This is a genomic window from Sphingomonas sp. PR090111-T3T-6A (assembly GCF_000383095.1).
In the GTDB taxonomy this organism is placed as follows: Bacteria; Pseudomonadota; Alphaproteobacteria; order Sphingomonadales; family Sphingomonadaceae; genus Solisphingomonas.
Window position 1 is genome coordinate 124,993 of sequence record NZ_AORL01000015.1, and the last position, 14,766, is coordinate 139,758.

Sequence of the window (14,766 nt, forward strand, 5' to 3'; positions counted from 1 at the left end):
GATGGCGCTCGAACTTTTTGGCCATCCGTTCTCGTCCTACACCTGGAAGGCGCTGATCGCGCTCTACGAGAACGATACGCCGTTCACCTTCCGCTCGCTCGGCCCCGATTATCCGGAAAACGGCGCGGCGTTCGCGGAACTGTCGCCCATGGGCAAGTTCCCGGTGCTGGTCGACGGCAGGCGCGCCGTCGCGGAGGCGACCGCGATCATCGAGTATCTCGACGTGGCCCATCCCGGCGCCGTGCGCCTTGTGCCCGACGATCGTCTTGAGGCCGTCGAGGTGCGGATGCTCGACCGCCTGTTCGACAATTATGTGATGACGCCTGTGCAGGCGATCGTCGGTGACGCGTTGCGCCCGGCTGACCAGCGCGACGCTTATGGTGTCGACCAGGCAAAGGCGACTCTCGATACGGCCTACGCGTGGTGCGATCGCCACATGCAGTCGCGCGATTGGGCTGCGGGCAGCACCTTCTCGCTGGCCGATTGCGCGGCCGCGCCGTCGCTGTTCTACGCCGACTGGGTGCATCCGATCGGGGACCGCTTCCCGGCGCTCGCCGCGTACCGCGCGCGGCTGCTGGCGCGGCCGAGCATCAAGCGCTGCGTCGACGAGGCGCGGCCTTACCGCCCGCTGTTCCCGCCCGGCGCGCCCGATCGCGACTGAATGCCGCCGCCGGGCTAGTCGCTATGCGGCCCTGCCCATCCGGGGAGATAGGCCGCCTTGGATGTTCGGGCGATGCCCAGCGCGTGCTCGGTGGCGGCGGTGAAGTCGTGCTGCACCAGCTCGTCGGAAACATGGCGGCGCAGGAAGTCCGCCCACAGGAACTCCGAGAAGGGTGTGTCGTCCTTGGCGTAACCGCCGGAGCGGCGCAGCTCGCCCGCGAGCGAGCGGTAGGGGTCGTCGGAAAGATCCCGGACATGGCGCGGGATCTTTCCGACGGCATGGCGCCGACCTCTGGCGTCGAACGGATGAAGCCAGTTGCGGTTGTCCATGAACGTCCTGAACAGCCGGCCTTCGACCTCGCTGAGATCGGCCACGACGCGGACCAGCACATCCGTGACGCCCTCCTCGTGGAGCGCGCGGGCGAGGTGGTGATTGTCGATCATCCAGCATCGCCCCTTCGGGCCGATGACGACCGGGATCATGTGGCGGCCGAGATACTCCCGGCTTTCCACGCCTTTGCGCGTGCGCCATTCCCGCCGCTTGCGCTCGACCTCGCGATAGCCGACCGTCATCTGGGTCGGGCGCAGGTCGTCGATGGCGACGGGGTGAAGCAAGGGTTCGCGATCCAGGGTCATCGGGCCTCCTGCAAGGATGCGACGGCGTCGTCCACGCTGTAGCTGCTCCGGCTCGCCAGCGCCCCGGCACCGGCAAGGGCAAGCAGATCGCGCACATGATCATGGACGCGGGCGAGCCGGAGCGTCCAGCCCCGCCGGGTCATCCTCTGGTCGAACTCGATCAGCGCGTCGAGCGCCGTGCTGTCGATGTCGAAGCTCTCCTCCAGGCTCAGCACCAGCCCCTTGAGGCCGGTGGCTCCGGCCAGCCTGTCCTCGACCCCGCCGAGAACCCGCTCGGCATTGGCGAAGAAGAGGGGCTCCGCCGGGCGCCAGACGGCAAGGCCCGGAACGCGCACGGCGTCCGGATGGCGGGCCACGTCGACGAAGTCGTGAGCGCCGAGCCGGCCCAGCTCGACAAGCTGGGGCGAGGCCATCTTGTGGATCATCGCGACGAGGGACAGCAGGATCGCGAAGAGCATGCCGTTGAGCACGCCCAGCGCGATCACGCCGATCGCCGCGCCCAGCGCGACATACTGGTCCCGGTCGAGCTTCCACAGGCGCAACAGGGGCGCCGGTTCGAGGGCATGGGTGAGCGCCGCGATCACCACCGCCGCAAGCACGGGTTGCGGCAGCCACGCGATCAGCGGGGTCGCGATCAGGACGAGGAGCGCCAGGCCGATCGCGGCGATGACCGCGGTGGCCCTTGTTCGGGCGCCTGCCGCCTCGCTTGCCGAACCCGCCGAGAATCCCGCGCCGACCGGCATTCCCTGCACCGCCGCAGCCGCGAGGTTGGCGAAACCGAGCGCGCCGAGTTCCCGATCGGGCGCCAGCGTATCGCCATGCCGCAGGGCCAGCGCGCGCATCGTCCCCCAGCTTTCGGCGAACAGGATCAGCGCGAGCGGCAGGACCATCTGGGCCAGCCGCGCGAACTCGCCGAAGGAGGGCATCGGCAGGGTGGGCCAGCTCAGCCCCGGCCGGATGATCCCCACCGTTGCCACGCCAAAGGCCGGGAGATCGAGGAGATAGGCTGCGGAAATACCCGCCGCCAGCACCAGAAGGGCGCCCGGCAGGGAGGGAACGCGCCGGAGCAGGAGGAGGGCGGCCAGCGCCGCCAATCCCACCGCGATGCTGACGGGATGCCATTGCGGGAAAGTTGCGACCAATCGCGCCACGAGCCGGAAGATGTCGGGTGCCGATATGCCGACACCGAACAGGACGGGAAGCTGCCGCAGGATGATCGTGATGGCGAGCCCGAAGGCGAAGCCGCGAAGGACCGGGCGCGCGATAAAGCCGGTGAGGCCACCCAGCTTCAATCCACCGGCGACGAGAAACAGCACGCCCGCCATCGCGACCGCCATCGTGGCGAGCGCCCCGCGAGCGGCCGCATCTTCCGGCATGGCGGCCAATGCGGCAGCAAGGATCGCCGTAGAGGAGGAGGTGGGGGAAACGATCGCGAAACGCGATCGGCCGACCAGCGCATAGACCAGCGCGCCGGCGATGGCTGCCAGCACCGCGCGCGCCGGCGGGAGCCCCGCGATGCCGGCATAGGCCACTGCCTCCGGGAGCATCAGCCCCGCAACGGACATGCCGGCAACGATATCCGCCCGCTTCATCGTCGATACGATAACGCGATCAATATCCGTTTGATATCCCGGCGGTCGTCATGCGGCTGAACGGCGGGGTTCTCTCAGCCACGCGGGCCGAAGGAGGGCGGGGCGTCGGCGGGCGCGCTTCCCCAATGGGTGTCGGGGGCCGAGGACAGCTCGAAATCCAGCTTTCCGCCGCGCGCTATGAAGCCGGCGGGCAGCCACGGCCGCGTCGTCGCCTTGCCGTCGACCGCGAGGCTGTGGACATAGGGCGCATCCATCGCGGCGCCGTGCGCCGTGATGGCGATCGTCGCGCCGGGGCGATGGATCGTCACCTCGGGGAAGAGCGGGCTTCCCACCACCAGCTCGGCCCGGCCCGGCCACACCGGATAGAGGCCGATCGCCGACCAGACATACCAGGACGACATCTCGCCGAGATCGTCGTTGCCCGAAATGCCGTCGGGGCGGTTGGTCCAGATCCGGCGCATCGCCTCGCGAACGGTTGCCTGCGTCTTCCACGGCGCGCCGAGGAAGTCGTAGAGCCAGGGGGCGGCGATCGAGGGTTCGTTGTCCAGCTCGGAATGGAGTGGGCCGGACTTGGTGACCGCCCATTGCCCGTCGGCGCCATGGAAGAAGGCGTCGAGCCGCGCCACGGCCTGCTCGCGCCCTCCCATCAGCCCGGCGAGCCCGGCCGGATCGAACGGCACCATCCAGAGATATTGCGCGCCGCTGCCCTCGACGAACTCGTCGTCGGAGGCCGGGTCGAAGGCCGGCCAGCTACCGTCGGCGCGGCGCGGCTGGATGTAGCCGCCGGACGCGCTCGCCTTCGGGTTCCAGAGGTTGCGCCACCAGCCGGCGCGATCGAGGAAGCGGCGCTCATTGGCACGATCGCCGACCGCATGGGCAAGCTGCGCCAGCCCGAAATCGGCCGCCGCCATCTCCAGCGTGTCCGCGGCCGAGCCCCAGCCCGGCGCGCCCGTCGGCATGTAATGGAGCTTCAGCCACTGATCGAGGCCGGGGCGCTCGCCGACGCACAATATCGGGCAGCCGGTGCGCGCGAGATCCTTGGCCGTGGGCACGGTCGCTGCCTTGAGCAGCGAGGCATAAGCGCGCTTCACCTCGAAATTGCGCCCGCCGAAGGCGTGGATCGCCGCCACGATCGAGGTGGAAGGATCGCCGTTCATCACCCCGGTCGCGCCGGTCAGATGGGTCCAGCGATCCCAGATGCCGCCATATTGATCGGCCTGGTTGAGCAGCGACTGGGCGATGTCGGAGCCCGCCTGCGGGTCGATCAGCGTGACGAGCTGGACCTGCGAGCGATAGATATCCCAGCCCGAGAAATTGCCATATTGCGCCTTCTGTCCGCGCGAGAGGCGATGCATGGCGCCGTCCATCCCGCGATAGCGGCCATCGACGTCGCTGACGATGCTGGGGTCGATCAGGCTGTGATAGAGCGCGGTCGTGAAGATGCTGCGCTCGTCGTCGGTGCCGCCCGAGACGGAGATGGCGCCGAGAGCCTGCCCCCAGGCAGAGCGCGCGCCGGCCTGCACCGTCTCGATCGTCGCGCCTTCGGGGCTCTCTGCGGCGAGATTGGCGCGGGCGCCCGCTTCATCGACATAGGAAATGGCGACGCGGGCGGTGACGGTTGCGCCCGAGGCGAAGCTGATCCAGCCGCCCGAGCCCTTGCCCGGCAGCGGGAAGCCGTCCGCGCCATAGCCGCTGCCGCCCTGCGCATCGGTCGCGCCGGGGTGGAGCGTCGTGTCGGTCCAGGTGCCGCCGACGGTGAAAGGCTGGTCGAACACCGCGACGAAGTGCAGCCGGTAGTATTGGCGGGCCCGGTCGTTGGCGAGATAGCCGCAGAAATTGCCGGCGCTTACCGTGCCCGACACGGTACGGTGCGCCGCGTCGATGTGGAGCGTGGCATCGCTCGACCCGACCTCGGTGTCCGAGGTGCGGAACAGCAGATGCGCCGGGCGTTCGGCCGGGAAGGCGAAGCGGCCGATGCCGGTGCGCAGCGTCGCGCCGAGATCGACCGCAACGCCGTTGCCGAGTTTCACCGCATAAGCGCCGGGCGAGGCCTTTTCCTTACCATGATCGAGGAGCGCGACGAAGCGGTTGGCCTTGGCCGGATCGAGCGGCGAGGCGTCGATGTCGCGCGTCACCGGCATGAGGGGGACATCGCCGCCGGCGCCCGCGCAGCCGCTGCCCGAGACATGGGCGAGGCCGAAGCCGCGCACCCCGTTGGCCCGCCACTCATAGCCGCCCGGTGCCGCCACCGCGAGGCCGCTGCCGGGGAGCGGCGTCTCCTCCGGGCTGAACGACACCATGCCGAAGGGCAGCACCGCGCCGGGGAACTCGTTGCCGCCGTTGGTGGTGCCGATGAAGGGGTTCACCGCATCGAGCGGATCGGGGGCAACGGCCAGCGCCGGGGAAACGGCAAGGAACAGGGCCAAGGCGGTAAGCGGCTGGCGAAGCATCGATCGTCCTGAAAGCGGAGGGGGAGGCGGATCAAGACATTCCATGTCCGCCGTGCCCGCGCAACCGCTCGGGTTCGAAACCGCTCAGCTCGCGAACAGGCTGGCCGAGGGATGAAGCTCGGTCGCGCCCGAGCGGCGGGTGACGGCGTAGGTGAAACCCGGCACCAGCGCATAGGCGCCGACCTCGCCCGTGGCCCCCAGCGCGAGGAAGCCGACCTGCATCCCCTTGATGGCCTCGCCGCGCAGCGCCGCGATGTGGCGCACCGCCTCCTCGCACGCCGCCTGCGGGGAGAGACCGGCACGCATCGACGCGACCACGCGAGACGTGCCGGCGATGCGCGTCACCTCCTCGCCCACGCCGGACGACACCGCCGCGCCGACCCGCTTCTCGACGAACAGTCCGCAGCCGGCCTGCGGGCTGTCGCCCACCCGCCCGCGCATCTTGAAGGCCATGCCGGACGTGGTGCAGGCGGCCGCGATCCGCCCGTCGGCGGCACGGACCATGATGCCGAGCGTGTCGTGGTTGAGCGCAGATCCGGGAGGGCCGGGCAGGCGGTTCTCGATATTGGCGATGGGCTGGTAGCGGGCCGTCTTCAGCCAGTCGCGCCATGCTTTCTCGGCCTCGGGGGTGAGCAGCTTCGCGCGCGGCATCCCCTGTTCCAGCGCGAAGCGGGTCGCGCCCTCGCCCACGAGCAGGGTGTGCGGCGTCCGCTCCATCACCAGCCGCGCGGCCGAGATGGCGTGGACGACGTCCTCGATCGCCGCGACCGCGCCGACGCGGCCATCCTCGTCCATGATGATGGCGTCGAGCGTGACATGGCCGTCGCGGTCGGGATAGCCGCCATAGCCGACCGAATGATTGTCCGGATCGGCCTCGGGCACCTTCGCGCCGGCCTCGACCGCGTCGAGAGGATTGCCGCCGGCGGTCAGGCGCGCGAAGGCGGCCTGATTGGCCGCGCGGCCGAAATCCCAGGTCGAGGCGACGACGACCGGATCGGCGGCTGCCGGAGCGGCGCTCGCCGCTGCCGCCGCCGCGCCGAGGCCCAGCCCGAGCGCTCCGCGTCGCGATAGATCGTGCATCGTCGATACCCCCTTACAAGCCGGCGACCGCGGCGCGCATCGCGGCAAAATGCAGAAAATGGCCATTCTGTAAACTGCCGAGCCTTGCGAGGACGTGCTGCCGGATAGGCCCGAATATCCCCGGCGCGGGCACCGGAGTGGCTCGAAAGGGGGGTGGTGCGGCGGCCATCGATCTCGGCTCGGCGCATTTCGTCAGGCCGGCGAGAACCAGCCGCGCGGATCGCGCGTTGCCGGCACATCTTTCCCATGGAGAACCCGACATGGCCGAGGACCGCCAGATACTGCCTGGCAGCGAGCACGACGCCCCGCGAGGCATGAAGGCGATCGGCCGCGTGCCCGGTGACGAGCCGATCACCGTCAGCCTTTATCTGAAGCCTCGGGGAATGCCTCCGAAGGCATGCTCGCGCGAGGAGTTGCAGGGGCAGCGGGAAAAGGACCATGCATCGGACCTGGATATGGTCCGTGCCTTCGCCAGGGATGCGGAGCTTGAGATCGTGACCGAGAACGCCGCGCGCCGGCTCGTGCAGTTGCGCGGGCCGGCGGCGGCCATCGAGCGGGCGTTCGGCACCGAGCTTCATCATTACGAGCATGACGGGGCGGTGTCCCGTGGACGCCATGGCTCGCTCCATCTGCCAAGTCCCGTGGCGGGGTGCGTTGCAGCCGTCCTCGGCCTCGACACGAGCCCGATCGCCACGCCCAAATTCGTGCCGCATCGTGGCCCGACGCCGCCGGCCGGCTTCCTCCCCACCGATATCGCCGGGCTTTACGGCTTCGCGGGCGCGGATGCGTCCGGGCAGTGCATAGGCATTATAGAGCTGGGCGGCGGCTTTACGGATGCCGACAATCAGGCTGCCTTCAAGGCCATGGGGCTGGCCGTGCCGAATATCGTCGCGGTCCCCGTCGACGGCGGTCGGAATGCGCCCGGAACAAGCGATGCCGATGGCGAGGTCGCGCTCGACATTCAGGTCGCGGGGGGCATTGCGCCGGGCGCGAGGCTCGCGGTCTATTTCGCGCCGAACACCAGCCAGGGTTTTGCCGACGCCATCACCCAGGCCGTCCATGATGTCACCAACAAGCCCTCCGTCCTCTCGATCAGCTGGGGCTCGGCCGAGGACGGCTGGAGCGAGCAGTCGATCACGGTCATGAATGCGGCTTTCAAGGACGCCGCCGCGCTGGGCCTGACGGTATGCGCCGCCTCGGGGGACAGCCTTGCGACCGATGGGGAGAGCGACGGCAAGGCCCATGTGGATTATCCCGCGTCCGATCCGGCCGTTCTGGGGTGCGGTGGAACGAGGATCACGGTGTCCGGCAGCGGCATCACCGACGAAGTGGTCTGGAAGAGCAATGGCGGCGGCACCGGAGGGGGCGTGAGCGCGCTCTTCGCCCTCCCGGACTATCAGAAGGATGCCGGGGTTCCGCCGGCGCAGGCTGGCAAGGGTGGCCGGGGCGTTCCCGATGTCGCGGGCGATGCCGATCCGGACAGCGGCTATCGGATCGTGACGGGCGGCCAGACCGGGATCATTGGCGGCACGAGCGCGGTCGCTCCGCTGTGGGCGGCGATCGCCGCCAATCTGAACGCCGGTCGGCAGGCTCCGCTCGGCCAGCCGCATGCCGATCTGTACGGCGCGGCAAACGCATTCCGGGATATCACGGCCGGCGACAACAAGTCCGGCGCGATCGGCTATGCGGCGAAGAAGGGATGGGATGCCTGCACCGGCCTCGGGTCCCCCGATGGGGCCAAGCTCCGCTCGATCCTCTAGGAGGTGGCCGTCGCTGTTCCCGGCAGTCGATGGGCGAAGCTCTTGCGAAACACGCGGGGCAGGCCCGGGCTACCCCAGATCCGGAATGGCCATGGACGATACGAGGCGCAGCACCTCCGGCTTCTGCATGAGGGCCGGCAGCAGCGCTTCCGCGATGCCGTCGCGCCAGCCGGCCATCGTGCGCAGCCGTTCGTCAAAGGCCTGCTCGCCCGCTTCGTCGGGGAAATGCGCGATCCACAGGAAGACGGGATCATGCTCCCGCACCGGCAGGCGCGGGAAGGTATTGGCTGATGCCTCGGTCGTGAGCGTCGCCGCCACGTCACCGCCCGCCGCCCGGATCGCGGGCTGCATGCGCGCTTCGAAGAAAGCCGCGAAAGCCGCCGGATCGACATCCCGCAGGCGATGGATCGCGATGCGGATCACGCCCCTTCCGGCCAGCAGCTTCGGCCCGGCCACGCCCGACACGCGCTTCAGCAGCAGCACATTGTCGCTGTCGATCATCATGGCGTTGGCCTCGGTTCGGTGCGCCTGCCAGACCGGCCCGAAGTAGAAGGCTTCGAGCGCCGCCTTGCGCGCCTCCATGTCCGTGAAGCCGCGCATCCAGACGAAGCGATCGGAATCGTCCAGATCACGGAACACCGCCAGCACATGGCTGCCGACGGCATTCTGCGAGGCCACGAACTGCTGCTCGAACAGCCGGGTGAAGGCTGCGCGCGTGCCGCCCTTCAGCGTATATTGCCGCAGCTCGAATATGCCGGGCGCAGGCGCACCCGCTGAGAATGCCGGGCCAGCCGCCAGGCCCGTTGCGCCGGCCAGGAACAGTCGCCGGTCGATCATCGCCGGAACTCCATGATCCAGTTGGTTTCCCAGCTCGCTTCCCGATCCGGCGAGAAAGCCTGCTGCCAGCGCGGGACGCCGGCGACCGGCATGTCCCAGATATAGCGGACGCGCACCGGCTTCCCGTCCAGCATGCTGTCGCCGAAGAAGGTGCCGACGCCCTTCTCGAACCGCCCCGTCACCGGCGGATCGATCTCGGGGAAGCGCTCGTCCCACCACCAGATCGACCAGAGCCCGGTCCCGGGATCGAACCGGCGCAGACCCTCGGCCCGATAAGGGCCGGTGGGGTCGTTCAGGACATTGTCCTCATAGCCCGCGAGGCCGCCCATCAGCGGCCCGGCCGTCGTCGTCCCCGTGAAGCTGTACCAGTCGGCGCTGCCGGCCAGCCGTTGCCGGAGCTTGCGATGGTGGACGGTCCAATGCCCGTCCTGGAACGAGAAGTCGCGCAAGGGAATGGCGGAGGCGGCGGGCGTCCCCAGCGTGGCGGTGAGAAAAGCGCTTCCTGCGATCAGGGCGCGGCGGTCCAGAGGGTGAGCGTCTGTCATGCCCGCAGGCTAACGGGGTAAATATGTCAATCCGTGTCAACATTATCCTGCTAGAAAGAAGAAATGCGCGCCAGCCGCCTGCTCTCGATCCTGATCCTGCTCCAGATCCACGGGCGGGTGTCGGCGCGTGCGCTCGCGGAGCGGTTCGAGGTGTCGCGGCGCACCATCTATCGCGACGTGGACGAGCTGAGCGCGGCAGGCGTGCCGATCTATGCCGAGCGCGGCGCGGCGGGTGGCTTCGCGCTTCTCGACGGCTGGCAGACCCGCCTTACCGGCATGACCGGCGAGGAGGCCGAGGCCATCCTGCTCTCCAGCCTGCCCAGTGCGGCGGCAGACCTCGGCTTCGGCGAAACCGCGGCCACCGCCCGGCTCAAATTGTTCGCCGCCATGCCTGCCCAATCCAGCGAGGCCGCGCAGAGGGTCGCTGATCGCTTCCATTTCGATCCGGCCCCCTGGCATCGCCGGCCGGCTCCGCGCCGGGACGATCTGCGCCTTCTTGCGCGTGCCGTGTGGGAGTGCCGGCGTCTCCACCTCGTCTATGACAGCTGGACGGGACCCAAGCCGCGCACGATCGAGCCGCTCGGCATCGTGCTGAAGGCGGGAGAATATTATTTCATGGCGCTGCGGCGCGGGCAGCCGGCCATCCACAAGCTCGATAACGCGCGGGACCTCGTGCTGCTCGATCAGGGCTTCATGCGCCCGCCCGATTTCGACCTCGCCGCCGCCTGGCGCGATGCGGTCGGCAAGTTCGAGGCGGGCCTGCGCCGGGATGTCGCGGAACTGCGTGTCGGCCCCGAAGCCATGTCGCGATTGGGCTCGCTCAACGCCGATATGGCCGAGCCGATCTTCGCGGCCGTGCCGGGCGCGGACGGCTGGCGCCATGTGACCGTGCCGATCGAGAGCATCGGATTCGCGACTGGGCAGCTCCTCGGATTCGGCGCCACGGTCGAAGTGCTGGCGCCGGAGGCCCTCCGGGCGAGCCTCAAGACGCGGGCAGAGGCGATTGTCGCGCTTTACCGGTGATCAGGTCGTATCGTAACGCGCGTGGCAAAGGCCAAGGCTCCGGCAGGCTTTCGGACCGATATCGGCCGTCAGCCGCCGACATGCCCCCTATGTTCGGCCTTCCACACCATCGCCCGGTGGACGCGCCTTTCGACGCTCGGATGGTCGTAGAAGATCATCTCCTCGACGGGCGCGGGCGAGGAGGCGCGGTATTCGATCGTCTTGACCAGTGCTTTCGCCAATCCGTCCGGTTCCTGCGCATATTCGAGGGAGAACCGGTCCGCATCGCTTTCCTCGAAACGTGAGAGCGTGTTGACGATGGGCGTCGCGAGAAGCCCCAGCGTGCCCGCGATCACCATCAGCACGGGAAGGCCCGCAGGATCGGCAATGGCCTTCACGCCCTCGACGCCCATCCAGTGTCGAACCATGGGAAAGGCCCGATCGGCGATGAAGAACATGACGATTGCCAGCAGGCCGAGCACCAGCGCGCTGAAGAAAACATGGCCGCGGCGATAATGGCCCATCTCATGGCCGACGACGGCACGCACCTCGGAGAGATCCGCGCCCTGCTGGAACATCGTGTCGCTCATCGCGACGCGGGCGGTGCCGAAGAGGCCGGAGACGTTCGCGGTATAGCGCTGCGATTGTTTCGAGCCGTTGTAGATCAGGATCTTGTCGGACGGAACGCCCGCGCGATGGGCAAGGGCCACGATGGCATCGCGGGTCGGCCCGGCCGGGGCAGGGGTATATGTGTTGAACAGCGGCTCGATCATGACGGGCGAGATGACGATCGCGATGACGATGCCCACCACCGCTACACCGCCAGACCATGCCCACCACCAGCGCGGCGTCCGGCGCATGAGCGCGTAGATCGCGAGAGCGAGCAGCGCTTCGAGTATCGCCCCGATGACGCAGGACAATGCGTTTTCGCCCAACCATCCCATGAACGGCTGGGTCGTGAGCCCATAGCCTCGCTCTCTCCACCAGTCGGCATAGATGGACCAGGGGAGGCCTATCGCCCAGGCGAGCAGGACGAAGGTCGTGACGCACGCAATGACAGCGAGGTTGGGTCGCCTTACCCGATCGCGCACACGCACGAGGACTCCGGTTCGTGCGATCAGCCAGGCGACGGCGACACCGACGAGCCAGCCCCACAGGAGCAGCCATTCGCCGCCATGCGTATAGGCTGACGCCTTCGCATGCTGCGCCGCTGTGAGGCTGGCCATATAGGTGGCGGTAGCGATCTCCGGATCGAAGGATGCCATGCAACTGTTCCTCACCTGATCTGCTGGATCATGTCCGCGCCGTCACGGACCGGCGACGCTCTTCTTCGTCACTCCCTTTTCGGACCCAGCGTGCTGCCTGCTTTCCAGGCCGGCTTCGCCGGCTGGTCGGCGACGCGAGAAACCAGAGCGTAGAAGAAGCGATTGAAATCGGCCGCGGCCTTCCAGTCGATCGGCTGAGCGAGGTCGTCCTGCGGACGGTGGTAGCCGGTCCGATACCAATGGCGATAGATGCGCTCGCTCTCGCTGCCGGGCCGGTAGCCGAACACGAAGGCGGTTGCCGGGATGCCCGCCTCCAGGAAAGGCCATTGATCGGCGCGACGCAGCAGATTGCGCTCGGGCTCGGGGTCTTTTTGCGTGGCGATCCCCATGCTCGCCGTCACCGCGCGTACGTCATCGCCGAGCGTCGTGTCGTCGAGCGCATGGACGGTCAGCAGATCGAGCGGGAAGATGGGGCGGAGCTGATCGAGGTTGATGTCGGCGGCGATCCGCGCCTGGGGGAGTGTCGGATGCTTCACGAACCAGCGTGCGCCGAGCAATCCCTTTTCCTCGCCGGTGAAGGCGGCGAAGATCACGGGCCGCGCAAAGCCCTTGCCGTGGCGGTTCTGCGCCAACTGGATCAGCAGCGCGACATAGGCGGCATCGTCGAGCGTGCCGTTATAGAGGCCGTCGCCGTTGACGGGTTCGCCGGGGCCATATCCGTCGAGATGCGCGGAAAGGACGATGGCCTGGCTGGCCTTGCCGGGATCGGTGCCCGGCAACATCGCGATCACATTGGGCGACGCGATGCTCTTGTGGGCGAGCGTGAAATTCGCCCGAAAACGGCCCGGCGCGTCGAAGCTCGGTAGCGGCTCGCCCTTGCTGCCGGCTGCGATGAGCCTTGCGGGATCCTGGCCGCTGCCCGCGATCAAGGTGCCGAGCGCATCCGCATTCAGCGTGAAGCGCACCACGGGCTCGGAAGGGGCCTTGTCGTCCGACAGCCAGACCGTGCGTGCGTAGGCGAAAGGCCAGCGCGGCGGCTCCACCGTGAAACCCGGATCGGCAATGGTGACGAGACCGATTGCGCCCGCTGCCTTCACCACCGCCTGCCGCGCGGATGCGTCGGGCAGGCCGGCGCGGTGGGTGCCGTGACAGATCACCACCTTGCCCCTCACGTCGCCGAGCGCATCCGCCGCGCAATAGCCGCGATAGGCAAGCGGCGCGTCCATCGTCACCGGCGTATCCGGTGCGGGCTGGACGGTGATGTCGTGGAGGAAGGCGACGGAGCGGCCGCCAACGCCGATCGTGGCGGACTCGACCGAGACCTCTTCCATCGACACAGGCTGGAACCATGAACCGCCTTCACCAAGCGGTTTGAGCCCCGCCGCCGCGAACCGGTCCGCCACCAGCCTCGCCGCGCGATCATATGCGGGCGAGCCCGTGTCGCGACCTTCCATCGCATCGTTGGAAAGGGCGGTGGTGGTCTTCCACCAGGCGGTCGTATCGAGATCGCGCGCCGGAGGTTGGGAGGCCGCTCGGGAAGCCGCGCCGTTGGCCTGCGTCGCAGGCGCCGCAGCTATGGCCGCGGCCATCATCAACAGGATCATATCTCACGCTCCCCAATCCGCTTCCGCAGGTTGGCCAAATCGAGCGCGCCCTTCAAGGCGAGATGCAATGGCGGCTGTCCTCATCAACCGGCCGCTGGTCGTGACGCCGCTCGGGGGGCGCCTGTGCTGGCCCTCCGAAGCGGTGCTCGACATTCTTCCGTAGGTTCTTGAGCAGCCTGTGGCATTCACTTCGGTGCTGCCCGTTTCGACTGGGATCGAAGAGCGTTCGAAGCTTCAATAGGCGTCGATTTTCAGCAAGAGTTCGACGAAGATTCGTCTGCATGATCCAACTGCAAGGGAGTTGGACATGAAGAAGCTCGCGACTTTCAGTGTTGCCGCTTTTACGGCGGCAGCCATTTCATTGGCATTAAACGCACAGTCGTCGGGCGCGTCCGAGCCGGTCGTGGCGGGTCAGACCCCGCCGGACCTCGTCAATGCGCTCCACACCGCTTTCGGTGAACATCATGCCCGGGCGGTTCACACCAAAGGCGTGATGTTCGAGGGCGTTTTCACGCCCGATCCTGCTGCTCGCGCCATCACGAGCGCGCCGATCTTCAGCGGTGGCGCCCTGCCGGTGATGGCCCGCTTTTCCCTGTTCGCGGGCATTCCCGATATTCCCGATACCGCCGGCCCGGCCCAGCCAACCGGCCTGGCGCTCAAGATAAAGGCGGCGGACGGAACCGACTATGATCTCGCCAGCGACCAGCATAACGGCTTCATCGTCGCGACGAGCGACGAGTTCGCCGCTTTCCTGCGGGCGGTGGGAGCCAGCGGCGCCAATGTTCCGCATCCAACGCCCGTCGAGCAATTCCTTTCAACCCGGCCGATTTCGCAGCATTTCCTCGCGACGTTGACGTCTCCGGCGTCCTACGCGACGGCAGCCTATTTCGGGATCAATTCGTTCAAGTGGACGAACGCGCAGGGGAAATCCGTATTCGTCCGCTATCAATATGTTCCTCGTGCAGGGGAACATTATCTGAAGCCGGAAGAACTCAAGACCAAAACGCCCAATTATCTACAGGACGAGATTGTCGATCGAATTGCCCGTGGGCCGGTGATCTTCGACTGGTACGCGCAAATCGCCGAGCCGGGCGACAAGATCGAGGACCCGTCCATCGCCTGGCCCGATACACGACGGCGCGTGAAGCTCGGCACCTTTACGATGACCCGCAGGCCTGCAGATATCGCGAGCGCGGACAAGCAGACCTTCTATCTGGTGGGGCAGCCTCATCCCGGGATCGAAGCCGCCGATCCCATGCTCATCCTTCGCAACACCGCCTATCCGATTTCCTTCGGGCAAAGGCAGTGATCGATTTCGGCCGTTGGTGACGTGTG

General features: G+C 67.8%; 12 protein-coding genes and 1 pseudogene. 5 read left to right on the forward strand and 8 right to left on the reverse strand.

Annotated features, from left to right (window positions below; genetic code table 11):
- Window position 1 precedes the first annotated feature (1 nt).
- Window positions 2-661, forward strand: coding sequence for a glutathione S-transferase family protein (locus tag ST3T6A_RS0107765; protein ID WP_019832348.1), 660 nt, complete (start codon window positions 2-4; stop codon window positions 659-661).
- Between the two features lie 14 nt (window positions 662-675).
- Here the strand turns inward: ST3T6A_RS0107765 and ST3T6A_RS19650 are convergent, their stop codons facing one another.
- The 4 genes from ST3T6A_RS19650 to ST3T6A_RS0107790 all read right to left on the reverse strand — a co-directional run bounded on the left by ST3T6A_RS19650 (window position 676) and on the right by ST3T6A_RS0107790 (window position 6,418).
- Window positions 676-1,296: a ParB-like protein gene (locus ST3T6A_RS19650; RefSeq protein WP_019832349.1), complete on the reverse strand. Its 621-nt coding sequence runs from the start codon at window positions 1,294-1,296 to the stop codon at window positions 676-678.
- Window positions 1,293-2,888, reverse strand: a complete 1,596-nt coding sequence (locus tag ST3T6A_RS0107780; RefSeq protein WP_019832350.1) for a SulP family inorganic anion transporter — start codon at window positions 2,886-2,888, stop codon at window positions 1,293-1,295. The genes ST3T6A_RS19650 and ST3T6A_RS0107780 overlap by 4 nt, the downstream gene beginning before the upstream one ends.
- Before the next feature lie 74 nt (window positions 2,889-2,962).
- Window positions 2,963-5,338: a GH92 family glycosyl hydrolase gene (locus tag ST3T6A_RS0107785; protein WP_019832351.1), complete on the reverse strand. Its 2,376-nt coding sequence runs from the start codon at window positions 5,336-5,338 to the stop codon at window positions 2,963-2,965.
- Window positions 5,339-5,422: 84 nt separating this feature from the next.
- Complete coding sequence (locus tag ST3T6A_RS0107790; protein ID WP_019832352.1) at window positions 5,423-6,418, reverse strand: N(4)-(beta-N-acetylglucosaminyl)-L-asparaginase; 996 nt, start codon at window positions 6,416-6,418, stop codon at window positions 5,423-5,425.
- A gap of 260 nt (window positions 6,419-6,678) precedes the next feature.
- On the opposite strand from ST3T6A_RS0107790, the gene ST3T6A_RS0107795 reads away from it, so the two are divergent.
- Window positions 6,679-8,178, forward strand: coding sequence for a S53 family peptidase (locus ST3T6A_RS0107795; RefSeq protein WP_019832353.1), 1,500 nt, complete (start codon window positions 6,679-6,681; stop codon window positions 8,176-8,178).
- 69 nt (window positions 8,179-8,247) lie between these two features.
- On the opposite strand, the gene ST3T6A_RS19655 is transcribed toward ST3T6A_RS0107795, so the two are convergent.
- Both ST3T6A_RS19655 and ST3T6A_RS0107805 read right to left on the reverse strand, forming a co-directional pair.
- On the reverse strand, window positions 8,248-9,015 hold the full coding sequence (locus ST3T6A_RS19655) for an NIPSNAP family protein (protein ID WP_019832354.1): 768 nt from the start codon (window positions 9,013-9,015) through the stop codon (window positions 8,248-8,250).
- Window positions 9,012-9,560, reverse strand: a complete 549-nt coding sequence (locus tag ST3T6A_RS0107805) for a hypothetical protein (protein WP_019832355.1) — start codon at window positions 9,558-9,560, stop codon at window positions 9,012-9,014. Before ST3T6A_RS0107805 ends, ST3T6A_RS19655 begins: the two co-directional genes overlap by 4 nt.
- A gap of 63 nt (window positions 9,561-9,623) precedes the next feature.
- On the opposite strand from ST3T6A_RS0107805, the gene ST3T6A_RS0107810 reads away from it, so the two are divergent.
- Window positions 9,624-10,583, forward strand: coding sequence for a helix-turn-helix transcriptional regulator (locus ST3T6A_RS0107810; RefSeq protein WP_019832356.1), 960 nt, complete (start codon window positions 9,624-9,626; stop codon window positions 10,581-10,583).
- A gap of 68 nt (window positions 10,584-10,651) precedes the next feature.
- Here the strand turns inward: ST3T6A_RS0107810 and ST3T6A_RS0107815 are convergent, their stop codons facing one another.
- Both ST3T6A_RS0107815 and ST3T6A_RS0107820 read right to left on the reverse strand, forming a co-directional pair.
- Window positions 10,652-11,827 carry a M48 family metalloprotease gene (locus ST3T6A_RS0107815; RefSeq protein WP_019832357.1) on the reverse strand — a complete coding sequence of 392 codons (1,176 nt, stop codon included), beginning with the start codon at window positions 11,825-11,827 and terminating at the stop codon, window positions 10,652-10,654.
- A 68-nt stretch (window positions 11,828-11,895) separates the two neighbouring features.
- The gene (locus tag ST3T6A_RS0107820) at window positions 11,896-13,431 is read right to left on the reverse strand and encodes a M28 family peptidase (RefSeq protein ID WP_019832358.1); all 1,536 of its coding nucleotides are present in this window, start codon (window positions 13,429-13,431) and stop codon (window positions 11,896-11,898) included.
- A gap of 61 nt (window positions 13,432-13,492) precedes the next feature.
- Between ST3T6A_RS0107820 and ST3T6A_RS21090 the strand changes: the two are divergent.
- Window positions 13,493-13,591 (forward strand): annotated as a pseudogene (locus tag ST3T6A_RS21090) (arsenate reductase); the annotation flags it as partial.
- A 147-nt stretch (window positions 13,592-13,738) separates the two neighbouring features.
- Window positions 13,739-14,740 carry a catalase family peroxidase gene (locus ST3T6A_RS0107830; RefSeq protein ID WP_026359526.1) on the forward strand — a complete coding sequence of 334 codons (1,002 nt, stop codon included), beginning with the start codon at window positions 13,739-13,741 and terminating at the stop codon, window positions 14,738-14,740.
- Window positions 14,741-14,766: the final 26 nt, after the last annotated feature.

Coding starts and splice junctions, on each gene's coding strand:
- ST3T6A_RS19655 (WP_019832354.1), bottom strand. CDS start 9,015: ATGATCGACCGGCGACTGTTCCTGGCCGGCGCAACGGGCCTGGCGGCT.
- ST3T6A_RS0107805 (WP_019832355.1), bottom strand. CDS start 9,560: ATGACAGACGCTCACCCTCTGGACCGCCGCGCCCTGATCGCAGGAAGC.
- ST3T6A_RS19650 (WP_019832349.1), bottom strand. CDS start 1,296: ATGACCCTGGATCGCGAACCCTTGCTTCACCCCGTCGCCATCGACGAC.
- ST3T6A_RS0107780 (WP_019832350.1), bottom strand. CDS start 2,888: ATGAAGCGGGCGGATATCGTTGCCGGCATGTCCGTTGCGGGGCTGATG.
- ST3T6A_RS0107830 (WP_026359526.1), top strand. CDS start 13,739: ATGAAGAAGCTCGCGACTTTCAGTGTTGCCGCTTTTACGGCGGCAGCC.
- ST3T6A_RS0107795 (WP_019832353.1), top strand. CDS start 6,679: ATGGCCGAGGACCGCCAGATACTGCCTGGCAGCGAGCACGACGCCCCG.
- ST3T6A_RS0107785 (WP_019832351.1), bottom strand. CDS start 5,338: ATGCTTCGCCAGCCGCTTACCGCCTTGGCCCTGTTCCTTGCCGTTTCC.
- ST3T6A_RS0107765 (WP_019832348.1), top strand. CDS start 2: ATGGCGCTCGAACTTTTTGGCCATCCGTTCTCGTCCTACACCTGGAAG.
- ST3T6A_RS0107790 (WP_019832352.1), bottom strand. CDS start 6,418: ATGCACGATCTATCGCGACGCGGAGCGCTCGGGCTGGGCCTCGGCGCG.
- ST3T6A_RS0107820 (WP_019832358.1), bottom strand. CDS start 13,431: ATGATCCTGTTGATGATGGCCGCGGCCATAGCTGCGGCGCCTGCGACG.
- ST3T6A_RS0107815 (WP_019832357.1), bottom strand. CDS start 11,827: ATGGCATCCTTCGATCCGGAGATCGCTACCGCCACCTATATGGCCAGC.
- ST3T6A_RS0107810 (WP_019832356.1), top strand. CDS start 9,624: ATGCGCGCCAGCCGCCTGCTCTCGATCCTGATCCTGCTCCAGATCCAC.